This is a genomic window from Virgisporangium aliadipatigenens, from assembly GCF_016863615.1.
Lineage (GTDB): Bacteria > Actinomycetota > Actinomycetes > Mycobacteriales > Micromonosporaceae > Virgisporangium > Virgisporangium aliadipatigenens.
Genome location: NZ_BOPF01000062.1, coordinates 1 through 16384 on the forward strand (window position 1 = coordinate 1; position 16384 = coordinate 16384).

At 72.9% G+C, this 16384-nt stretch carries 14 protein-coding genes and 1 pseudogene; 10 read left to right on the top strand and 5 right to left on the bottom strand.

The window, feature by feature from the left end; genetic code table 11:
* Positions 1-515, top strand: a pseudogene (locus tag Val02_RS44470) (hypothetical protein); the annotation flags it as partial.
* A gap of 56 nt (positions 516-571) precedes the next feature.
* On the opposite strand, the gene Val02_RS44475 reads toward Val02_RS44470, so the two are convergent.
* The 4 genes from Val02_RS44475 to Val02_RS44490 form a co-directional block, all read right to left on the bottom strand.
* Complete coding sequence (locus Val02_RS44475) at positions 572-1162, bottom strand: TetR/AcrR family transcriptional regulator (RefSeq protein ID WP_203905420.1); 591 nt, start codon at positions 1160-1162, stop codon at positions 572-574.
* 24 nt (positions 1163-1186) lie between these two features.
* A complete protein-coding gene (locus Val02_RS44480; RefSeq protein ID WP_203905421.1) occupies positions 1187-1924 on the bottom strand; it encodes an ABC transporter permease in 738 nt (245 codons plus the stop codon).
* Between the two features lie 9 nt (positions 1925-1933).
* Entirely contained in the window at positions 1934-2647 is a 714-nt protein-coding gene (locus Val02_RS44485) for an ABC transporter ATP-binding protein (protein ID WP_203905422.1), read from the bottom strand.
* Positions 2648-2772: 125 nt separating this feature from the next.
* Positions 2773-5730 (bottom strand): midas domain-containing protein, encoded by a 2958-nt coding sequence (locus Val02_RS44490; protein ID WP_203905423.1) that lies wholly within the window; start codon positions 5728-5730, stop codon positions 2773-2775.
* Positions 5731-6413: 683 nt separating this feature from the next.
* Here Val02_RS44490 and hisI point away from each other — a divergent pair.
* The 7 genes from hisI (at position 6414) to trpA (ending at position 12830) form a co-directional block, all read left to right on the top strand.
* The gene (gene hisI, locus Val02_RS44495; protein ID WP_275415681.1) at positions 6414-6779 is read left to right on the top strand and encodes a phosphoribosyl-AMP cyclohydrolase; all 366 of its coding nucleotides are present in this window, start codon (positions 6414-6416) and stop codon (positions 6777-6779) included.
* Positions 6780-8303, top strand: coding sequence for an anthranilate synthase component I (locus Val02_RS44500; protein WP_203905424.1), 1524 nt, complete (start codon positions 6780-6782; stop codon positions 8301-8303).
* Between the two features lie 232 nt (positions 8304-8535).
* Positions 8536-8988, top strand: coding sequence for a Trp biosynthesis-associated membrane protein (locus Val02_RS44505; protein WP_203905425.1), 453 nt, complete (start codon positions 8536-8538; stop codon positions 8986-8988).
* 79 nt (positions 8989-9067) lie between these two features.
* Positions 9068-9826 carry a class I SAM-dependent methyltransferase gene (locus Val02_RS44510; RefSeq protein ID WP_203905426.1) on the top strand — a complete coding sequence of 253 codons (759 nt, stop codon included), beginning with the start codon at positions 9068-9070 and terminating at the stop codon, positions 9824-9826.
* Positions 9827-9917: 91 nt separating this feature from the next.
* Complete coding sequence (trpC, locus tag Val02_RS44515; RefSeq protein WP_239153802.1) at positions 9918-10838, top strand: indole-3-glycerol phosphate synthase TrpC; 921 nt, start codon at positions 9918-9920, stop codon at positions 10836-10838.
* On the top strand, positions 10835-12049 hold the full coding sequence (trpB, locus tag Val02_RS44520) for a tryptophan synthase subunit beta (RefSeq protein WP_203905427.1): 1215 nt from the start codon (positions 10835-10837) through the stop codon (positions 12047-12049). Before trpC ends, trpB begins: the two co-directional genes overlap by 4 nt.
* A gap of 16 nt (positions 12050-12065) precedes the next feature.
* Positions 12066-12830 carry a tryptophan synthase subunit alpha gene (trpA, locus tag Val02_RS44525; protein ID WP_203905428.1) on the top strand — a complete coding sequence of 255 codons (765 nt, stop codon included), beginning with the start codon at positions 12066-12068 and terminating at the stop codon, positions 12828-12830.
* Positions 12831-13234: 404 nt separating this feature from the next.
* On the opposite strand, the gene Val02_RS44530 is transcribed toward trpA, so the two are convergent.
* Positions 13235-13690: an NUDIX hydrolase gene (locus Val02_RS44530; protein ID WP_203905429.1), complete on the bottom strand. Its 456-nt coding sequence runs from the start codon at positions 13688-13690 to the stop codon at positions 13235-13237.
* Positions 13691-13768: 78 nt separating this feature from the next.
* Here Val02_RS44530 and lgt point away from each other — a divergent pair, with 78 nt between their 5' ends.
* Both lgt and Val02_RS44540 read left to right on the top strand, forming a co-directional pair.
* Entirely contained in the window at positions 13769-14917 is a 1149-nt protein-coding gene (gene lgt / locus Val02_RS44535; RefSeq protein WP_203905430.1) for a prolipoprotein diacylglyceryl transferase, read from the top strand.
* Positions 14918-16087: an FAD-dependent oxidoreductase gene (locus Val02_RS44540; RefSeq protein ID WP_203905431.1), complete on the top strand. Its 1170-nt coding sequence runs from the start codon at positions 14918-14920 to the stop codon at positions 16085-16087.
* Positions 16088-16384: the final 297 nt, after the last annotated feature.

The window sequence follows — 16384 nt, forward strand, 5'->3', positions numbered from 1 at the left end:
ACGCCATCCTCGGCCCGCTGAAGGACAAGCGCGCGGCGACGCTGGACCGCATCGCGATCTCGATCGGCCGCCAGGGCACCCGCCCGCAGGGCCTGGAGGCGTTCGCCGCATGCTCCCTGAACGCCGGCGGTGCCGCCCCCCAGGCGCCGGCGACGACCGCACCGGCCAACAACCCGCCCGCGAACGGCGGTGGCCAGGCCGCCCCGCCGGCCGCCGGCAACGGACAGCGCATCGTCTGCCCGAGCGTGAAGGACAAGCTTCCGGCGAACATCCCGGCCTCGGCCCAGGCGGAGGTCGACCGCAACCTCGCGCTGCTGGACACGCAGATCGCCGAGGCGAACAAGCGCCTCCAGGAGACCGTCGGCCAGGGCGGCCCCAACTTCGTGCAGAACGCCATCCTCGGCCCGCTGAAGGACAAGCGCGCGGCGACGCTGGACCGCATCGCGATCTCGATCGGCCGCCAGGGCACCCGCCCGCAGGGCCTCGAGGTCCTGGCGACCTGCTCGCTCGGCTGAGCTTTTCCGCCCCCCAGGGTCCCCGCCGGTATGTTCCCCGTGCCGGCGGGGACCGTCTATTTCAGCGGTTCGGTGAGATAGCGCTGGATGGTCGGCCCGACCATCCGGGCCACGTCCTCCGGATCCATGTGCGCCAACGGCTCCAGCTTGATGATGTAGCGCATCAGCAGCAGCCCGATCATCTGCGATGCCACCAGATTGGCTCGCGTCGGGGCCTCGGCCGGGTCGATGTCGAAGCTGCCCAGCACCCGCCGCAGGATCTGGGTCAGCAGGAACTCCCGCATCAACCGGGCCGTCCACTCGTGCGCCACCGCGCTGCGCACCAGTGCCGCCGCCGCGGACCCCGCCGGGGAGTCCCAGACGCCGAGGATGGTGCGGACGAGGCGTTCGCCGAAGCCGTCGAGCCCGTCGGCCGCGAGTCCGGTCATCACCTTGACGACGTCGACCGGGAGTTCCAGGGTCGCGGTGAAGAGCTGGTCCTTGGTCCCGAAGTAGTGGTGCACCAGCGCCGGGTCGACCCCGGCGCCGGTGGCGATGGACCGGATGGACGCGCCGTCGAAGCCCTTCTCCGAGAAGGCCTTCCGCGCCGACGACAGGATCGCCTCCCGCGTGTCCTGGTTGCCGGGTCGTCTTCCGGTCCGTGGCATCGATGTCCTTCCGGTGGAACGTCGTCAGGCGGTGCGCCGGCGCAGCGTAGCCGCTCCCAGTAGCAGCGCCACAAGGATGCACGCCACGATGATCGTCAGATCCCGCCACATCGTCGAGGTCGGCTCCACGTTGGCGCCCACCTCCTGCAAGGCTTCCACGGCGTACGTCATCGGCAACACGTCACTGATCGCCTGCAACCAGCCGGCCATCTGCTCCCGCGGCGCGAACAGCCCGCACAGCAGCGCCTGCGGCAGCACGAACGCCGGCATGAACTGCACCGCCTGGAACTCCGAGTTGGCGAACGCGCTGACGAACAGCCCCAGCGCCATCCCGAGAACGGCGTTGGCGATGGCGAGCACCACGACGATCCAGCCGTCGCCCCGGGTGTCCAACCCGAGCAGCCAGAACGCCGTGATCGACACGACCGTCGCCTGCACGGCCGCCGCGACGGCGAACGCCAGGCCGTAGCCGAGCAGGATGTCGACCTTGCCGATCGGGGTGGTGAGGAGGCGTTCGAGGGTGCCCGTGGTGCGCTCGCGCAGCATCGCCACACTCGTCAGCAGGAACATCATGATGAACGGGAAGACGCCCAGCATGATCAGGCCGATCCGGTCGAACACCTGCGGCTGGTCGTCGAAGAGGTAGCGCAGCAGCGTCAGCAGCACGGTCGGCACGACCAGGATCAGCGCGATCGTGCGCTTGTCGTGCCGCAACTGGCGCAGGATGCGGGCGGCGGTGCGCAGGGTGAGGGTCGGGGACATCTTTCGCTCCTAGTTCTGCCCGGCCAGGACCAGGCGCAGGAACGCCTCTTCCAGGTCGTCGGTGCCGGCGGCGGTGCGCACGGCGGCGGGGGAGTCGTCGGCCACGAGGTGGCCCTCGCGGATGAGCAGCAGCCGGTCGCAGCGGCCGGCCTCGTCCATGACGTGGCTGGAGACCAGGATCGTCGTCCCCTGCGCCGCCAGCTCGTGGAACCGCCCCCACAGCTCGTTGCGCAGCACCGGGTCCTGGCCGACCGTGGGCTCGTCGAGGATCAACAACTCGGGGGAACTGACGAGTGCGCACGCGAGCGACGCCCGCGCCCGCTGCCCGCCGGAGAGCGTGCCGACGAGCTGGCCCGCGGCCTCGGCGAGCCCGACGTCGGCGACCGCCCGATCGGCACCGGCGCTGCCGACCCCGTAGAGGCCGGCGAAGTAGCGCGCATTCTCCCGGACGGTGAGGTCGGCGTAGACGCTCGGCGCCTGCGTGACGTATCCGGTGCGCGGCCGCAGCGACGGCGCACCCGCCGCCTCCCCGAACACCGTCACGGAGCCCGACTCGATCCGCTGAACCCCCACCACGCAGCGCAGCAGGGTGGTCTTGCCGCTGCCGCTGGGGCCGAGCAGGCCGGTGACGCTCCCGCGCGGGATGGCGCACGTGAGCCCGTGCAGAACGCGGCGCCGCCCCCGCGTGACGACGAGGTCGGTGACCTCGATGGCAATGGACATGGAGGGTACCTCCAAGAACTCAACGGGTGTTGAACTCAACGCTAGATGAAATACGCGCCGGAGGCAACGCCGAAACGAAGAGGCCCCCGGCACACCTGCCGAGGGCCCCTGACCGTGAAACGTGGTTACAGCGACAGCACCCGGTCCAGGAACTCCCGGTAGCGACGCAGCGCCACCCGCAGCGACTCCGTGTCGGGGTTGTCGGTGTCCTGCCGCGGGTCGAGCGCGGCGTGCTCCCGCTGCAGCGCGTCGGCGAGCGCCTGCACCGCGGCCGTCACGACAGCGGCCGCTTCGGTCACCGACTCGTGCGGGTCGTCGACGAACCTGTTCCGCGCCTCGACCAGCCGTGCCCGGAACGCCTCCGCCTCGGCATCCGCCCAGACGGCGATCCGCGTCTCGGGAACATCGCCCGGCCGCAGCAGTACCGCACCCTCGACCACGGGCTCCGCCCCACCACCAGGAACGGGCACCACCTCCGCCGCGTGCCCCTCATCCACGAACGCTTCGCCGTCCGGTGCGGCGTCGGCCTCCGCCACCGCGGGCGCAGCGGCCTCCTCTTCCTCATCGGAGTCGGCTGCTGCTTCGGCGGGCGCGGCGGCCTCCTCTTCGGCGTCGACGTCGGTCGCGGCTTCGGCGGGCGCGGGTGCGTCCTCTTCCTCGGCGGCAGTTTCGTCCGGTGCGGTGCCGGGTTCCGCGTCGGTGTGGGCGGCGGCCTCCTCTTCGGCGGACGCCTCTGCCTCGGCGGCGATGCCCTCGGCCGCTTCGTCCGCAGCACCGGAGTCCGCGGCCGGCTCGTCGGCCGCCACCACCGCCGCCCCGTCCGGCAGCGGCTCGATCACGGATGCGTCCTCCACGATCGACGCGCCGGTCACGCCCTTGCCGACCGGCGCCTCTTCGGCAGGCGCCTCGTCCGCGTCCGCCTCCGCGTCGTCCGCCTCCGCCTCGGCGACCGGCTCGAATGCGTCGACTGCTCCGATCGGGGCCTCCGCGTCCGCAGCGTCACCCGCGGGCACGGTGTCCGCCGCCACCTCATCGGCAGCGGCGTCATTCAGGGCGGCCTCTTCGGCAGCGGTGTCAACCACTGCCGCCTCTTCGGCCGGCGCGTCATCCGCCGCCGCGTCCACCGCCGTCTGGACGTCGCCTTCCCCGTCGCTAGCCGCCTCGTCGGCAGCCGCGTCCGCGGCCGGTGCGTCGGCCTCGGCTGCCTCGGCGGTCGCTGCTTCGTCGGCGATGGCCTTTTCGTCGTCCGAGGGTGCGTCGAGAGTCGCCTCCTCGGCGGCGGTCACGTCGTCGGCGTGTGCGTCGGCGGTGGCAGTCTCGTCGGCGTCAGCCTCTTCGTCGGCAGGCGCGTCGAGGGCGGCTCCCGCCACGGCGGTCACGTCGTCGGCCGCTGTTTCGTCGCTGGGTGTGTCGAGCGTGGCTTCCTCATCGGCGCCCTCTTCGTCGGCCGGTGCCTCGAAGACGGCTTCCTCCTCGGCGGTGGCTTGGCCGGCGGCAGCGTCCACGGCCGGAGCGTCGGCCTCGGCTTCCTCAGCGGTGGCAGTTTCGTCGGCGACGGCTTCCTCGCCGGCGGCGGGTGCGTCGAGGCCGGCTTCCTCGTCCGCGGCCTCGTGACCGGTGGCTTCCGCGGCGACGGACTCATCGGTCGAAGCCGTGTCCACCGGAGCCTGGTCGTCCTCGGACGTGTCGACCTCGGCCTCGTCGACGGGCTCGGCAGGAGCGGCGACCGCGGACTCGGCCTCCAGGGCGTCGGCGATCCGTTCCGCACCGGCCTCGGCGTCATCCTCCTTCGCGGCCTCGATCAGCTCCGCCGCGTCAGCCGCGTCGTCAACGACCGCAGCCGTCGAGTCCTCCTCGGTCGCCTCATCCTCGGCAGCGGCCTCGGCTTCCACCGGTGCGGCCTCGGCAGCATCCGTAGCGGCCTCGTCCTGGTCCGCCACGGCCTGCGCTTGCGCCTCCACGGGAGCGTCATCGTCCGAATCGCTCTCGGCATCGACCGCTGCGACCTCGCTCCCGGCTTCGGGTTCGGCCCCGAGCGCGGTGGCATCCGACTCGCTTTCGGCGTCGGCGTCCACAACGGCATCCGCGTCGCCTTCGGACGCGGCCTCGGCGTCGGCGTCCGAGGGGGCGGCCTCGGCTTCGGCCGACACGGCCTCGGCGCGGTCTTCGACGGCCGCGTCGTCTGCGGCGGCTTCCGCCGGAGCCGCTTCGGTGTCCGCCTCGGTCGGGGCGAGCTCCGCGTCGTCGTCGAGGAGCGCGGTGTCCGTGCCGGCTTCCGCCGGAGCCGCCTCGGTGTCGGCATCGACCGCGTCGGTCCCCGCGACAGCCGGCTCGGCGTCGTCTTCCGTCGGGACGGCCTCGGCGGTGGCGTCGGTCCCACCGGCTTCCTCGACGTCGGTCTCGTCGGCTGCTGAGGCCGTGTCCACCGCCGTGTCGTCGGCCGCGAGCCCTTCCGCACCGGCTTCGTCCGCTTCGGCGGGTGCGGCGGCCGCAGGCTCATCCTCATCGGCTTCGGCCTCGATGTCCTCGGCCGCCTCGGCGGACTCCGCCTCGGGGGCCGCCTCCACGTCGGCCGCTGCGGACTCCGGCGCGTCCTCCTCGGAAGCCGGCGCCGCCGCTTCCTCCAGCGCCTCCGGGGCGGGCACGGCATCCGTGGCGTCCGTCTCCGGGGCCTCGGTCGGCGTGGTCACCTCGATGCCGGCTTCCTCGACCGCCGCGATGTCGTCCGGGACGGCGATTTCCGAGTCGTCCGTCGCGGTCTCGTCGGCGAGCGCTTCCGGCTGATCGTCGGTTGCCTCGGCCGGCTCGTCCTCGTCGGCGGATCCTGTCCCTGCCTCCGAGGCGTCAGCTTCCGCGTCCACCGGATCCGCTTCGACCGCCGTCTCGATGGGGGCGGCTTCCGCGCTTTCCGTGCCCTCCTCGTCGGCGGCCGTCGCGTCGGCCGCGCTGTCCGTCTCGGTGGTGTCGCCCGCGTCCGCGTCGACCTCGTCGGTCTCGGCGTCCTCGTCGGCGGCCGTATCCGAAGCCGCATCCGATTCCCCACCGGGTGCGGTATCCACAGCGGCATCCGCCGTCACATCCACGTCACCGGCTTCCCCGCCGAGAGCTTCGACGTCGTCGGCCTCGACGTCGGTCGTGGAGGTGTCAGTGGTGGAAGCGTCGGTCGTGGAGGCGTCGACCTCGGTCAGCGTCCCCGCGTCGTCGGTGTCCGGCGCGGAGGTCGTGGCGCCGGCGTTCAGGGCGGCGTCGGGGTCGGCATCCGAAGGAGCGGCGAGGTCCGCGTCCGAAGCGGTGTCCCGGTCGGCGTCCGGGGGAGTCGTGAGATCGGTATAGCTGGGCCCGTCGGCCGACGGGGCGAGCGTGTCGAGGGGAGTTTCGGGCGCAGCGGCGGCGGGCCCGGTGGCGGTGTCCGGCTCGGCTGCGGTGTCCGGTGCGGTGGCGGCGTCGTGTGTGGGCGGCTCGGACCACGGTCCACCGGCGGGACCGGGGTACGGGGTGGGATGCATTCGGCGTCCTCCGTCAGGCGGGTTGCGCGACAACGGGAAGCGTCCCGCTGCCTCGGTGCGGGCGCCGGCGATGAAAAGGTCGACCGAGAGCCGCCGAGGGCGCGCGAAGGCGTTCGGCGGACAAACGGAAGTGAGTGGAGAGGGAGTGGCCGGCGACCGGACAGACGCCCGAGACGCACCGCCAAATTACCGCCGAAAGCCCTTCGGAAACAGCCCCGATTCGGGACGGCGTCGTGCCGTTCGGACGAGGTGCGCAACAATTGCCGACTGTGCAGCCCAACCCCGAGTCATCGACCCTCGACCCCAAGATCGCCGAACGGCTGAACTGGAACCAGGACGGCCTCGTCCCGGCGATCGTTCAGGAGCAGGGGACCGGGGAGGTGCTCATGCTGGCGTGGATGAACGCGGAGGCGCTTCACCGCACCCTCACGACCGGCCGGGCGACGTACTGGTCGCGCAGCCGCAGGGAGTACTGGGTGAAGGGGCAGACCTCCGGACACCACCAGCACGTTCGGTCCGTCAGGCTGGACTGCGACGGTGACACTCTGCTGGTGACCGTGGACCAGGTCGGCGCGGCCTGCCACACGGGTGCCCACAACTGCTTCTTCACCACCTTGGAGTCTTGAGTGACCACCGGTGCAGTCTCGCCCGACGAGAAGACGTTCCAGCGGCTCGCCCGCACCCGCCGAGTGGTGCCGGTGGTGCGCCGGCTGCTCGCCGACGGGGAGACCCCGGTCGGGGTGTACCGGAAGCTGGCCGGCGGGCCGGGGACGTTCCTGCTGGAGTCGGCGGAGCAGGGGTCGGCCGGGGCCGCGTGGTCACGCTATTCGTTCGTGGGTGTGCGTTCGGCCGCCACGCTGACCGAGCGGGACGGCGAGGCCGTCTGGCTGGGGACGCCGCCCGAGGGGGTTCCCCTCTCGGGGGATCCGGCCGCGGTCCTCAAGGCCGTCGCGGAGGCGCTGACCGGTGAGGAGGACCCGGCGGAGATCGAGCTGCCGCCGCTGTCGGGCGGGCTGGTCGGCTACCTCTCCTACGATCTGGTGCGCCGGTTCGAGCGGTTGCCGTCCCTCGCCGTCGACGATCTCCATCATCCGGAACTGGGCATGATGCTGGCCACCGATCTCGTGGCCCTGGATCACGTCGAGGGCGTCGCCGTCCTCATCGCGAACGCCATCGTGAACACCGGCGCCGACGACGCCGCCCGTTCGGCCGCGTACCACCAGGCGATCGGCCGGCTCGACGCGATGACCACGGCCCTGTCCCGCCCCACGCCGCCGATGATCGCCACGGTCGAACGCCCGCTCCCCGGCCCGGTCGCCAGCCGCACCCCGGAGGGCGAGTACCAGAAGGCGGTGGAGGTCGCCAAGGAGGCCATCCGCGCGGGCGAGTGCTTCCAGATCGTGGTGGCGCAGCGCTTCGAACGGCGCACCGAGGCCGATCCGCTGGACGTGTACCGCCTGCTGCGCGCCACGAACCCGAGCCCGTACATGTATCTGCTGCGCTTCGACGGGTTCGACGTGGTGGGCTCGTCGCCGGAGGTGCACGTGAAGGTGACGGGGCGGCGGGCGTTGCTGCACCCGATCGCCGGCACGCGGTGGCGGGGTGCGACGCCCGCTGAGGACGCGGCGCTGGCGGCCGAACTCCTGGCCGACCCCAAGGAGCGCAGCGAACACGTGATGCTGGTCGACCTGGCCCGCAACGACCTCGGCCGGGTGTGCCGCCCGGGGACGGTGCAAGTGCCGGAGTTCGCGACGGTGGAACGGTACAGCCACGTCATGCACATCGTGTCGACGGTGGTGGGCGACCTGGAGCCGGGGCGCACGGCGTTCGACGTGTTGGCGGCGACGTTCCCGGCGGGGACGCTGTCGGGGGCGCCGAAGGTGCGCGCCATGGAGATCATCGAGGAGCTGGAGCCGACCCGTCGGGGGGTGTACGGCGGGGTGATCGGCTACTTCGGCTTCGGCGGGGACATGGACACGGCGATCGCGATCCGCACCGCGGTGATCCGCGACGGCGTCGCCTACGTGCAGGCGGGCGCGGGCATCGTGGCCGACTCCGATCCGCGCGCCGAGGAGACGGAGACGCGCAACAAGGCCGCCGCGGTGCTGAGCGCGATCGCCGCGGCGGAGACGCTACGGCCGGCGCGATGACACCGGACGCCAAGGCCGCCGGGGCCGGCCCGACGAGCCGCTCACTCGCGACGAGCCGCCGGGTCGCGCCGGGCCCGCCCACCCGTGTAGCGGGGACCGGGGCGATGGCGAGCTGCCGGGTCGTATCGGGTGCCGTCGTCTGTGTCGCGGCGGCGGGTGCGGCAGCGAGGAGCCGGGTGGTGTCGGGTGCGGCGGCCCGTGTCGCGGGGGCCGATGCGGGGAGCCGGGCGCGATGAGCCGCGCGTACGCCGTCGTGGCCGCCGCGGCCGGTGCGGGGCTGGTGCTGTTCGCGGCGTCGCGGCCGTGGGCGGGGGTCGCGCCGGCCGAACGCACCGGCGCCGACCTCTACCCGTGGCTGTCGGCGGCGGCGTTGCTGGCGCTGGCCGGCGCCGGAGCGCTGCTGGCCGTGCGCGGGAGCGGGCGGATCCTGGTGGGGGTGCTGCTGGCCGCCGCCGCTGTCGCGATCGCCGGTGGTGCCGTGCACGCACTCGCGACCGATGTGCGCACGGGCTGGCTACTACTGGTCGCCGTGGGAGGCGTCGGGCCGTTCTACGGAGGCGTCATGGCGATCCGCGGCCGGGACTGGACCACGACGGGGGACCGGTACGAGCGCCCGGGCGCGACCACGGGGCCGGCGGCGATGTGGGACGCGCTGGACCGCGGCGAGGATCCGACGGATCGATGAGCGGACGCTTGCGGGAGCGAATCATGGGGCACTGTGCGTACGTGTCTCGCGGTGCCGGGGAGCGAAGCGAGCCGGTGGCGTGAGCGTCTTCGACGCATCCGCGGGCTACGAGCTGGCCTTCTCCTACCGCGACGTCCCGGCCGAGGTCGACGCGCTCCTGGCCTGGCACGGCGGCGCGGTCCGCACGTCCCTGGAGCTGGCCGCCGGTCCCGGAGATCATGCGTTGGAACTGGCGCGGCGCGGCATCGCCACCGCGACCCTCGACCTGTCGCCGGCGATGTGTGCCCGGGTGGCCGAACGCGCGGCGGCGGAAGGGCTGACGCTGACCCGGGTCGTTCGGGCCGACATGACGGACTTCGCCGTCGACGAGACGTTCGATCTCGTCTTCTGCCTTATCGACTCGTTGGCGCACGTGCTCACGCTCGAGTCGCTGATCGGACACTTGAGGTCGGTGCGCCGCACCCTGGCCCCCGGCGGAACCTACGTGATCGAGAGCCTGCACCCGGCGGACGGATTCCAGCCGGGGTCGCGCACCGACACCGAGTGGACCACGGAGCGTGACGGCATCAGTGCGCACATCCGTTGGGGGCGGGGCGACGAGCCGATCGACCCGCTGACCCAGGTCACGCACCTGCTCGTCACCCTCGACGTGGCCGGACCGGGCGGCGCCACGCATCACGAAGAGCTGATGGCGCAACGGTTCTGGACCGTCGACGAACTGACCGCCGCCGCACGCATCGCCGGCCTGGAGGTCACCGAGCGTTATGGCGACTTCGCCGGCAACCCGCTGGATCACCCGCACGCGTGGCGCCTGATCTCGGTTCTGCGGGCCGCCTGACCAGGGCGGGACATTATGCCGTAGCCCATTTGGTGACCCTTGCCGCACCCCGCGCGCCCGGCCATGGTGACCGCCACTTAGCATCGCTCGCATGACACCCGGAGAGGGGAGTCCGCAGATCCCGATGGGCCGACCGGAGCCGGATTCCAACAGCCAGCCAGACGGTAGCCAGCAGACGGGAGAGCGCGATCAGGCCAGGTCCGGCCATGTGCTCGACCAGATCATCGACGGGGTGCGCGAGGATGTCGCCGCCCGTCAGGCCGAGGTCCCGCTGGAGCGGATCAAGGAACTGGCCGCCGCGGCGCCGCCGCCACGCGACGCCTACGCCGCGCTGCGTGCGCCCGGCGTGGGCGTGATCGCCGAGGTCAAGCGTTCGTCCCCGTCGAAGGGGCAGCTCGCGGAGATCCCCGACCCGGCCGAGTTGGCGTTGGAGTACGCCGGCGGCGGGGCGCGGTGCATCAGTGTGCTGACCGAGCAGCGGTGGTTCGGCGGGAGCCTGGCTGACTTCGCGGCCGTGCGTTCGGCCGTGGAGGTTCCGCTGCTGCGCAAGGACTTCGTGGTCTCCAGCTACCAGGTGCACGAGGCGCGGGCCTACGGCGCCGACCTGGTGCTGCTCATCGTCGCGGCCCTGGAGCAGAACACGCTGTCCGGCCTGCTCGACCGCATCGAGTCCCTGGGCATGTGCGCGCTCGTCGAGGTGCACACCGAGGAGGAGGCCGACCGCGCGCTGCAGGCCGGTGCGCGGGTCATCGGGGTCAACGCCCGCGACCTGCGCACGCTCGAGGTGGACCGTTCGGCGTTCGAACGGATCGCGCCCGGACTCCCGAGCAACATCGTCAAGATCGCCGAGTCCGGGGTGCGTGGCCCGCACGACCTGATCCGCTATGCCTCGGCCGGTGCCGACGCCGTGCTGGTCGGCGAGGGGCTCGTCACGCAGAAGAGCCCGCGCGACGCCGTCGCCGAGCTCGTGACGGCGGGCAGCCACCCGGCGACCCCGCGGCCGGTCCGATGACGGCCTCGGTGGCGGGCTTGCTGCCCGACTCGACGGGTCACTTCGGCAAGTTCGGCGGGCGGTTCGTGCCCGAGGCGCTGATCGCCGCGCTCGAACAGCTCGACGCCGCCTACCGGCACGCCCAGGCCGACGAGGCCTTCCAGGCGGAGTTCGGCATGCTGCTGCGGGACTACGCGGGCGCGCCGTCGATGCTGTACGAGGCCCAGCGGCTCTCGACCGAGGTGGGCGCGCGCATCCTGCTCAAGCGCGAGGATCTCAACCACACCGGCGCGCACAAGGTCCGCAACGTTCTCGGGCAGGCGCTGCTGACCCGGCAGATGGGCAAGAAGCGCATCATCGCCGAGACCGGCGCCGGCCAGCACGGCGTGGCCTCCGCGACCGCCGCCGCACTCCTGGACCTGGAGTGCGTCGTGTACATGGGCGAGGAGGACACCCGCCGCCAGGCGCTGAACGTAGCCCGCATGAAGCTCCTCGGCGCCACCGTCATCCCGGTGACGACCGGTTCGCGCACGCTCAAGGACGCGATCAACGAGGCGCTGCGCGACTGGGTCACCAACGTCGACACCACGCACTACCTGCTCGGGACGGCCGCGGGTCCGCACCCGTTCCCGGCGCTGGTGCGCGACTTCGTGCGCGGCATCGGCGTCGAGGCCCGCCAGCAGTGCCTCGACCGCACGGGTGCGCTGCCCGACGCCGTCGCGGCGTGCGTGGGCGGCGGCTCCAACGCCATCGGCGCGTTCCACGCGTTCGTGCCGGACGAGAGTGTGCGGCTGTACGGGTTCGAGGCCGGCGGGGACGGGGTCGACACGGGCCGCCACGCCGCCAGCATCACCGGCGGGGCCACGGGTGTGCTGCACGGGGCGCGGACGTTCCTGTTGCAGGACGAGGACGGGCAGACCGTCGAGTCGCACTCGATCTCGGCCGGGTTGGACTACCCGGCGGTCGGGCCGGAGCACGCGTGGCTGCACGAGACGGGCCGCGCCACCTACGAACCGGTGACGGACGCCGAGGCGATGGCGGCGTTCAAGCTGCTGTGCCGCACCGAGGGGATCATCCCCGCGATCGAGAGCGCGCACGCGGTCGCCGGAGCGCTGCGGACGGTGCCGGCGCTCGCCGCCGACCTGGGCCGGCCGCCGACCGTGCTGATCTGCCTGTCGGGTCGCGGGGACAAGGACGTGGAGACCGCCGGAAGTTGGTTCGAGATCCTATGAGCGAGCGGGTAGCACCATGAGCGTCTCCAAGGCTTTCTCGCAGGGGCGGGCGGCGCTCATCGGGTACCTGCCGGCCGGGTTCCCGACCGTCGACAAGGGCATCGACGCGATGCGCGCCATGGTCGAGTGCGGGGTCGACGCGATCGAGGTCGGGTTCCCCTACTCGGACCCGGTGATGGACGGGCCGGTCATCCAGCGGGCCACCGAGACCGCGCTGGCCGCCGGGGTCCGCGCCGCCGACGTGTTGCGCACCGTCGAGCGGGTCGCCGCGGCGGGCGCGCCGGTGCTGGTGATGTCCTACTGGAACCCGATCGAGCGCTACGGCGTCGACCGGTTCGCGCGGGACCTGGCGAGCGCCGGCGGGGCCGGGCTGATCACGCCCGACCTGATCCCCGACGAGGCGGCCGAGTGGATCGCCGCCGCCGACGAACACCAGTTGGACAGGGTGTTCCTGGTGTCGCCGTCGTCGACGGACACGCGGCTCGCCATGACGGCCGGCGCGTGTCGCGGGTTCGTGTACGCGACCGCCGTCATGGGTGTGACGGGTGCGCGGGCACAGGTCTCCGAAGCGGCGCCGACGCTGGTGTCGCGGGTCCGTCCGGTCACGGGTACGCCGGTGGCGGTCGGGCTCGGGGTGCGCGACGGGGCGCAGGCCGCCGCCGTGGGCGCGTACGCCGACGGGGTGATCGTGGGCAGTGCGCTGGTCAGCGCGCTGGCCGACGGCGGGATCGACGCAGTGCGCACGCTCAGCGCCGACCTCGCCGCCGGGGTGCGCGGCTGAGGCGTGTCCTGCCGATCATGGCGGGCCTGCGGCGGACCCAGACGCCGCCTCGCGGCGCGCTGGCGGGCGTGCTCCAGCACGCCGTCCACCTCGGGTGCACTCCGGGCGTGTGCGTGCAGCGACTGCCGCAGGTCCGCGGTCTGGTTGCCGGAGAGGTCCCTCGCAGTAGCGCGGGACTACGACCGCCCGCTGCTGGCGGGACAGGGCGCACGCGCACCATGCCCCGGGCCAGAACCTCCTGCACGAGATCGCGCTGATACCCGAAACGCTGTGCGGCGCGGCGCCTTTCCACTGCACGCGAACGCGGCAGCGGAGTGGTCGGTCACGCCGAAAGGCGGATCGACCCGGAGCGGTGCGGCTGGGAACTACGGTCGCGCCCACGACGGACGCGCGACAAGGAAAAATCAGGTGAGAACGGGCTCGGGGTCGCGGGAGACCGCGCGCAGGACGCCCGAGCAGCCCTTGGCGGCGTCGGCGAGCGCGGCCCGGGTCGTGGCGGTCAGTGCCTCGGGCAACGCGTCCGTGTCGCACCACATCAGGCGGCCGACCTTGGGCGAGTTGAGCGCCACCTCACGACCGCCCGACAACCTGCCCCGGAAGACGTGGGTGACCAGGTCGGGCACGTCGTCGCCGCAGCTGTCGCCGCTCAACGTGTAGAGGCCGACCAGGTCGACCAGCTCGATCTCGGTGCCGATCTCCGCGAAGATGTCGCGCAGCACGGCGTGCACGGGGCTCTCGTCGGGCCGGATCCCGCCGCCCGGCAGGCCCCAGCGCTGGTGTCCATGACGCTGCTGGCAGAGCAGCACGCGGCCGGCGTCGTCGGTGACCACCGCACCGACCGCCGATGTGACTGAGTTCATAGTCGAAAAGCCTAGAACCGGGCGCCGGAGGACACCAGGCCAACCGCTGATCGGGCGGCGACGGTAGCGTGTGCACCCGTGAACATCGCCGCGATCCCCAGCCCCACCCAGAGCGTGTGGCACATTGGGCCGTTGCCGTTGCGGGCGTACGCACTCTGCATCATTCTCGGCATTGTGGCCGCGTGCGTGGTCACCGAGATCCGGATGCGCCGGCGTGGCGCGCCGCCGTCGCTGGTGCTCGACATCGCAGTGTGGGGCGTGCCGGCCGGCATCATCGGCGCCCGTATCTACCACGTCATCACCTCCCCGGCGCACTACTTCGGCGAGGGCGGCGAACCCATCCGGGCGCTGTACATCTGGGAGGGCGGCCTCGGCATCTGGGGCGCCGTCGCCGGTGGCGCGGTCGGCGCGTGGATCGCGTGCCGGCGGCTCGGTGTGCCGCTGCCGTTCCTCGCGGACTGCCTCGCCCCCGGGCTGCCGCTGGCCCAGGGCATCGGGCGCTGGGGCAACTGGTTCAACAACGAACTGTACGGCGGGCCCACCGATGTGCCGTGGGCGCTGAAGATCTACGACTTCGACACCTCCCGCGGCGAGGCCAAGCTCGACGCGCTCGGCGAGCCGGACCTGCTGGGCGAGTACCACCCGACGTTCCTCTACGAGTCGGTCTGGGACATCGGCGTCGCGGTGCTCGTGTGGCAGCTGGACAAGCGGTTCAAGTTCGGGCGCGGGCGGGCGTTCGCGCTGTACGTGATGGCGTACTGCGTGGGCCGGTTCTGGATCGAGGCGATGCGCACCGACGAGGCGTCGCACTTCCTCGGCATGCGGCTCAACAACTGGACCTCGATCGTCGTGTTCGTCGGCGCGCTGATCTACTTCCTGCGCGCGAAGGGGCCGCGGCAGCGGCTCGTCGTCGCCGAGGACGGGACGATCACCGCGGTCGACCCGGGCGATCCTCGCGCGGCTGCCGTCACTCCCGCCGACTCCGCCACGTCGAGCGCCGGCTCGTCCGCCGACCGGGATGCCGATCGCGACGACGCCGGCGATGCCGGTCCGGATGCCGGTCGGGACGAGCCCGCGAGGGTCGGCGCTCCGGACGAGGAATCGGCCGCGGCGGCCGACCACGGCTCCGACGCGCCGGAGGTGCCACCGGCGACCACCGACCACACGCCGTTCCGCAGACCGCAGTCCGGCGGCGACGTTGCCGATGATGCCGAAGCCAAGCCGTAGGTGTCCGAACGCACAGCGATCGTCGTCGGAGCGGGGATCGCCGGACTGGCGACCGCCGGAGGGCTCGCGCGGACCGGCTGGAAGGTAACGCTGCTCGAACGCGCCGACCGGCTCCGGCCGGGCCGGGCCGCGGTGCAGATCTGGCCCAACGGCGTGCGCGCACTCGAGTCCCTCGGGCTGGCCGAGGCCCTCGAAAGCGTGGCGACCCCGATGCCGCAGCTCGGCGTGCGCCGCCCCGACGGCCGGATCCTGCACCCCACCGACGACACCGTGCCCCGGCCGGTCCTGGTGCACCGCGCCGACCTGCACGACGTGTTCATGTCAGGGCTGGGGGACCAGGTCGAGATCCGCACCGGGTTCGCCGTGCGGACCGTCGGGCCGACGTCGCAGCGGCCGTCCGTCGGCGACGGCGCGACCACCTGCTCCGCCGACCTCGTCGTGGGTGCCGACGGCACCGACAGCATGCTCCGGCGCCGGCTCGCGCCGGCCGCCACCCTGGTCAGCGCGGGCTACGCGCGTTGGCGCGCGGTGATCCCATGGTTCAGAGCCCCCAACCTCTCGGGGGAACTGGCACCAGGTGCGGAGTCGTTCGGCGACGGCCACCGGTTCACGTTCACCGCGCTCGGCACCCCCGGGACCAGCCGCGGCGGCCTGTACTGGGCGGCGGCCGTGCCCGGAGCCGCCCGGCCCGAACCGCCGGAGACCCAGCTCGCCCTGCTGCGCCGCTGGTTCGCCGGCTGGCACGCGCCGATCGGGGACCTGCTCGCCGCCACGCACCCCGAGGACCTCGTGCAGGAGACCGTGCGCGAACTGCGTCCGCTCCCGGCGTTCGCCCACGCGGCCGAGCACGGCGGGTACGCCCTGGCCGGCGACGCGGCACACGCCATGTCGGCGCACGCGGGGCAGGGGGCCGGACTGGCGCTGGAGGACGCGGCGGTGCTCCAGCACGTGCTGCGCGGGGCCGTGCAGGGGTCGATCGGCGACGCGCTGGAGGAGTACGCGCGGGTGCGGGCGGCCCGGATCACCCGCTTCGCGGCGCATTCGCGCAAGCTGGACGCGGCGCTGCAGGCACGGGGGCGCTTCTCGGTGAGCGGCCGCTTCGCGCCCCGCCTGCTCGACCGGGTGGCGCTGGCAGGGGCGGAGTGGGTAGCGCCCGGCCCCCGCCCGTAGCTTTCCTTTCCTTGTCTGCGGTGCGCCGGGTGCGGCCTTGCGCGGCCCGGTGCGGCCCTGGCCGCCGGCTTCGGCGCGCGGCCCTGGACGCCGCTGTCCGCGCGCCGATCTTGCAGTTGTGGCGCCCGGCGTGCCGTTATTTGCCGGTCTTTTCCGGCGGTATGGACGGCCGCGGGAGCCGCGCGGGATGGGCGTGCCGCAAGTGGTGGGGCGAAACGCCGGTTATTCGGCGTGCTTAACGTGCGTATCGCCCCACCACTTGCGCGAGGGGCGCTCCTGCAGGACCGCCGCCGTGGC

Excerpts from the sequence above, each read along its gene's own strand:
- Val02_RS44530 (WP_203905429.1), bottom strand. The coding sequence starts at position 13,690 with ATGAACTCAGTCACATCGGCGGTCGGTGCGGTGGTCACCGACGACGCC.
- trpA (WP_203905428.1), top strand. The coding sequence starts at position 12,066 with ATGAGCGTCTCCAAGGCTTTCTCGCAGGGGCGGGCGGCGCTCATCGGG.
- Val02_RS44485 (WP_203905422.1), bottom strand. The coding sequence starts at position 2,647 with ATGTCCATTGCCATCGAGGTCACCGACCTCGTCGTCACGCGGGGGCGG.
- Val02_RS44480 (WP_203905421.1), bottom strand. The coding sequence starts at position 1,924 with ATGTCCCCGACCCTCACCCTGCGCACCGCCGCCCGCATCCTGCGCCAG.
- trpB (WP_203905427.1), top strand. The coding sequence starts at position 10,835 with ATGACGGCCTCGGTGGCGGGCTTGCTGCCCGACTCGACGGGTCACTTC.
- Val02_RS44475 (WP_203905420.1), bottom strand. The coding sequence starts at position 1,162 with ATGCCACGGACCGGAAGACGACCCGGCAACCAGGACACGCGGGAGGCG.
- trpC (WP_239153802.1), top strand. The coding sequence starts at position 9,918 with ATGACACCCGGAGAGGGGAGTCCGCAGATCCCGATGGGCCGACCGGAG.
- Val02_RS44505 (WP_203905425.1), top strand. The coding sequence starts at position 8,536 with ATGAGCCGCGCGTACGCCGTCGTGGCCGCCGCGGCCGGTGCGGGGCTG.